Source organism: Microbacterium sp. BF1 (genome assembly GCF_019279095.1).
GTDB classification, from domain to species: domain Bacteria; phylum Actinomycetota; class Actinomycetes; order Actinomycetales; family Microbacteriaceae; genus Microbacterium; species Microbacterium maritypicum.
The window spans coordinates 1-4,845 of sequence record NZ_JAGYWT010000180.1; the positions used below are offsets into that span (position 1 = coordinate 1).

General features: G+C 68.0%; 6 protein-coding genes. 2 read left to right on the forward strand and 4 right to left on the reverse strand.

Translation table 11 applies throughout. The features are described from left to right. Nucleotides 1-396 (reverse strand): RNA polymerase sigma factor (locus KZA10_RS08115; protein WP_218682610.1); only part of this gene is annotated, 396 nt, incomplete at its 3' end. 83 nt (nt 397-479) lie between these two features. Here KZA10_RS08115 and KZA10_RS08120 point away from each other — a divergent pair. Continuing rightward, nucleotides 480-1,478 (forward strand): diacylglycerol kinase family protein, encoded by a 999-nt coding sequence (locus tag KZA10_RS08120; RefSeq protein ID WP_218682611.1) that lies wholly within the window; start codon nt 480-482, stop codon nt 1,476-1,478. Nucleotides 1,479-1,499: 21 nt separating this feature from the next. Here the strand turns inward: KZA10_RS08120 and KZA10_RS08125 are convergent, their stop codons facing one another. From KZA10_RS08125 to KZA10_RS08135, 3 genes are all read right to left on the reverse strand, one after another. Continuing rightward, a complete protein-coding gene (locus KZA10_RS08125) occupies nt 1,500-2,231 on the reverse strand; it encodes a hypothetical protein (protein ID WP_055869776.1) in 732 nt (243 codons plus the stop codon). A gap of 47 nt (nt 2,232-2,278) precedes the next feature. After that, a complete protein-coding gene (gene cls, locus KZA10_RS08130) occupies nt 2,279-3,739 on the reverse strand; it encodes a cardiolipin synthase (RefSeq protein ID WP_218682612.1) in 1,461 nt (486 codons plus the stop codon). Nucleotides 3,740-3,825: 86 nt separating this feature from the next. Next, nucleotides 3,826-3,999, reverse strand: coding sequence for a hypothetical protein (locus KZA10_RS08135; RefSeq protein ID WP_017831493.1), 174 nt, complete (start codon nt 3,997-3,999; stop codon nt 3,826-3,828). Nucleotides 4,000-4,111: 112 nt separating this feature from the next. On the opposite strand from KZA10_RS08135, the gene KZA10_RS08140 reads away from it, so the two are divergent. Beyond that, nucleotides 4,112-4,729 (forward strand): DUF4192 family protein, encoded by a 618-nt coding sequence (locus KZA10_RS08140; RefSeq protein WP_256934564.1) that lies wholly within the window; start codon nt 4,112-4,114, stop codon nt 4,727-4,729. Nucleotides 4,730-4,845: the final 116 nt, after the last annotated feature.

The following is a 4,845-nucleotide window of genomic DNA, read 5'->3' on the forward strand; positions in this document are numbered from 1 at the left end:
GAGCAGCAAGGGCTCCCGGAGCGTCTCCGGGAGCGAGTGGAGGGCGGTGAGCGCGCCGTCGAGGAACACCCGGACCTCCACGGCGGACTCCACGCTCGCCCCCTCGCCCGCCACGTCTTCCTCCAGGACGGCCTCCGGCCGCCGCGCACGCTGCCGCGCGAGATCGATGGCGACGTTCCTGGCGATGACATCGAGCCAGGCGCACCTGCGCCCGGGTTGCGGGGTCTCCAGGTGCGAGACCGAGCGCCACGCCCGCAGGAGCGCGGTCTGGGCCGCGTCCTCCGCGTCGGAGACAGGGACCCCCAGCGAGATGCTGCGCCGCCGAAGCCGATCGGGCTCGGTCTCGATCAGCGCGGAGAGCACGGCCTGCGAATCGCCATGGGAGACATCGCGCATTCGTTCGCTCCCCTCGTCGCGGTCGAGCAGGGTCGCCCTCGCGGATGAGGAGACCTGAGCAGTTCCCGGTTTAGAGTAGCGCCATGACCACCAGCGCCCCCGTCCCGCGACAGGCGGCGCTCGTCTACAACCCGATCAAAGTCGACGGCAAGCATCTTCGAGCCCGTGTCCGCGACCTCTCGCGCGAGGCGGGATGGGAGCACCCGGCCTTCTACCCGACGACCGTCGAGGATGCGGGCCAGCATGCCACGGCGCAGGCTCTCGAGCGCGGCGTGGATGTCGTGCTCGTCGCGGGTGGCGACGGCACGGTGCGCGCCGTGTCGGAAGCGATCGCGAACAGCGGTGTGCCGCTGGCGATCCTGCCCAGCGGCACCGGCAACCTGCTCGCCCGCAACCTCGGACTCCCCCTGGGCGACCCGACGGAGATGATCCGCGCAGCGCTCGGTGACTTCCGGCATCCGATCGACATCGGCTGGGCCCGCCTCACGCGACAGGACGGCGAGGAAGCCCGGCATGCCTTCGTGGTGCTGGCCGGCATGGGGCTCGATGCCGAGATGATCGCGAACACCCGCTCCGATCTGAAGAGATCGGTGGGGTGGATCGCGTACGTCGATGGCGCCGCCCGTTCCCTGCCGCGCGCGAAGCCCTTCCGCGCCGTCTACCAGGTCGATGAGGGGCGCCTGCACTCGCACCGTGCTTACAGCCTGCTCTTCGCGAACTGCGGCACCCTTCCGGCCGGCATCTCCCTGATCCCCGACGCGTCGATCACGGATGCCGCCCTCGACGTCGCCGTCATCCAGCCGACCGGCATCTTCGGCTGGTTCGGGGTGTGGCGGAAGATCTGGTGGGACAACTCCGTGCTGCATCGCTTCCGCGCGGGACGCCGCATGCTCGAGCATCGCGGCAAGAACGCCTCGGTGCACTACTTCCACGGATCAGCAGCAGAAGCCGCGTCAACCGACCCCGTCCCTATCGAGCTCGACGGCGACGAGTTCGGCGAGGCCGTGCGCATCACCTGCTGGGCAGATCCCGGAGCTCTGCTGCTGGCACTGCCCTCCGGTCACCCGGTACACACCCTCTGAGAGCCGAAGGGCGCCTCGGGATCAGCGGACCTCGACCGTGCCGTCGAGAGCTCCGCCGACGAGGGTCAGGGTGAAGGGAGCATCGTCGTCGACCGTGTCCTCACCGAAGGAGAGGATGGTCGCACGCGGCGCCATGTCCATCGTGCAGGCCTGGTCGGCGTCGGTCGCGAACGTCGCCGTCCCCGCGTTCCCCGATCCCTCGAGCGAATCGACGACCGGCGGGCAGGACGAAGAGCCCCAGGTGAGCAGGACGAGACCGCCGTCGTCGAACCAGCCGGCGGAGGGCAGGTACTCGGTCGAGGTGCCCGGCGTCCCCGTCGCGGCCGGGTCGGCGTCGAGGTCCACATCGTCGGTGATGTCTCCGTAGGAGACGTTGAGGGTGATGTCGGCGGTCGGATCCACTCCCTCGGGAAGCGCACCGATGCTCGCTCGCGGCGCGAGGTCGGCCGTGCAGGCCTTCTCGGCGCCATCGCCGTCCGGATCCACGAGCGTGACCGTGACGGTCTGACCCTGGGCCTCGACCGTGTCGACCTGCGGCACACACGTCGACGAGCCCCAGGTGACGACGGCGAACATGCGTCCGTCATCGAGCAGTGTGCCCTCGACATCGTTCTGGTCGTCGACGCCGCCTGCGCTGGGGGCAGGCGAGCTTGTCGGCGTCTGCGCACCCGGCCCAGCGGTGCACCCCGCGACGAGGAGCGCAGCGGCGACGAGACCGATGACGGAGGCGAGAGGACGAAGCGCGAGGGTCATGCTCGCAGGGTAGTCCCGGAGAAGTTCGCGCGGATAGCCCGCATCGCCTACTGAAGAGCGGAGGTGAGCCGGGCCAGGTTGTCGAGCACGGTCGAGCGCAGCGGCTGTTGCATCCACTCCTCCAGGGTCAGCTCGCGGCTGAGGGAGCGGTACTCGTCTTCGACCTCGCGCACCTCGGCGACGAACTCCTCGCCGCGCACCAGCATCGAGACCTCGAGGTTCAAGCCGAACGAGCGCATGTCCATGTTGCTGGAGCCGATGACCGCGACCTCGTCGTCGATCGTCAGCGTCTTGGTGTGCAGGATGTAGGGCTTGCGGTACATCCAGATGCGAACGCCCGCCTTGAGCAGCACCTCGTAGTAGCTGCGCTGAGCGTGATAGACCATCGCCTGGTCGCCCTCTTCCGAGACGAACAGCTCGACGTGCACACCGCGGTCGACGGCTGCCGTAACCGCGAGCAGCAGCGCCTCGTCGGGGACGAAGTAGGGGCTGACGATCATGATCTTCTTCTTCGCCGCATAGAGCAGCGCGAGGAAGAGACGGAGGTTGTTCTCGACTTCGAACCCCGGCCCTGACGGCACCACCTGGCAGTCGAGGTCGCCGGAGCCGATGTTCGCGTGGGCGATGTCGATGCCCTCGAGCACCGTGTCGGTCTCGCTGTACCAGTCGGCGACGAAGATCGCGTTCACGCTCAGCACCACCGGGCCGTCGAGACGCACCATCAGGTCGACCCAGTGCAGGCCGCGCCTGATGTTCTTCTTCAAGTTGTAGGTCGAGTCGGTGACGTTCTGCGATCCGAGGAAGGCGATGTTGCCGTCGACGACGAGGAGCTTGCGGTGATTGCGCAGATCGGGACGCTGCATCTTGCCCTTGAGCGGCTGCACCGGGAGCATCAGGTGCCAGTCCGCGCCCATCGCATTGAGCCGCGCGATGGTCTGCTTGTAGCGGGGCTTGCCGCGGTTGGCCCAGTGGTCGAGCAGCACGCGCACCTCGACGCCGCGCGCGCGGACCTCTTCGAGAGCACGGAAGAAGTTGTCGGTCGCGGCATCCGACTGCAGGATGTAGAACTCGACGTGCACATACTCCTGCGCCGTGCGGATCGCCTCGGCCATCTCGTCGAGCGACTCCTGGTAGTCGGAGATGAGATGAGCGCCGTTGTCGCCCGAGAGCGGGAGGGCGCCGAGCTTCTGGTTCATCTGCACGATCGGCCCGAACCACGAAGGGGCGTTCGGTCGGAGCGTACCGAAATGCAGGTGCTCACTGGTCTCGGCGATGTACTCGTTGATCTGGTCCTGCTTGCGCCGGCGTGCCCGCGGGAGACGCGGATTGCCGATCACGAGGAACAGGAAGACACCGACGAACGGGATGAAGAAGACCGCCAGCAGCCACGCCATCGCCGCCGTCGGGCGGCGGTTGCGAGGGATGACGATGATCGCCGTGACACGGATGATGACATCGAGCACCAGCAGGAAGGCGGCGATCCACCATCCCCAGGTCTCCGCAGTCATCGCGCCCCCTTGCCACCGCAGTGACCATCACAGCAGTTGCGCACCAGAGTGGGTGCGCTGGCTTCACAGTAGCCGATGGGTCGGACTCAGGCGCGCGGCGGAAGACCCCGTGCGGCGCGCTCCTCGGCCTCGATCTGCGCGTGCACCTTGCGCTCGGTGCGGTCGAAGCGGAGGATGCCGCGGACCACGAAGAAGAACACGATGCTCACCCCGACGGTCGGCAGAAGCGACCATGCCGCGGCGAGCCAGAAGTTGTCCATCACTCCATGGTACGCGAGCCACTGTTCGTGCACAGTTCCGGGCTCACAGGATCTGTGTCCACAGGCCCCCTTTCGGCGCCCACCGGTGCGCGCGCTCGACCACACTCTGGGGATGACCACAGTTCTCCGCGCCGCAGATTCCGCCGCCTTCCTCGGCATCGTCCCCACTCTCGCGGGCTTCACGCCTCGTCGGAGCACCGTGCTCCTCCCCTTCCGGGGCACCCGCACCGACGGGGCCATGCGTCTCGACCTCCCCCGCGACGGCACCGACCTCGAGGCCTACGCCGACGCCGCGGTCGGCCTCGTGGCTCGCGTATCCGGGACGGATGCGGTCGCCGTCGTCGTCTACACCGACGAGGAGGCGCACCCCACACGAGACGGCCTCGTCCTCCCGCATGCGGTGATGCTCGACGAGCTCTTGGGATGCGCCGAGGATGCAGGGCTCCGCGTGGTCGACGCCCTCTGTGTGACCCCTTCCGGGTGGTCGAGTTACATCGACGACGAGCCGGAGCTCGGATCGCTGACGCAGATCAGTCGTCCGTCCGATCTGCTGCCGACGGGCGATGTCTCCGGAGACCAGAGCGTCGGCGCGGAACTCCCCACGATCGATCTCGCGGAGAAGGAGCGTGTGGGAAGAGCCTCGGTCGAGCTCGCCGCGCTCCTCGACGGGAAAGGACGAGGTCGGCTGACGGCGCGGGAGAATCCGCAGCTCGTCGCCGGGATGACCTGAACCAGCTCGAGGGCTTCTGGCCGCACAAGGTGCTGCAGATGCAGCGCAACTGGATCGGTCGCTCGGTGGGTGCCGACGTCGACTTCCTCATCGAGGGTCGCGAGGAGCCGGTCACG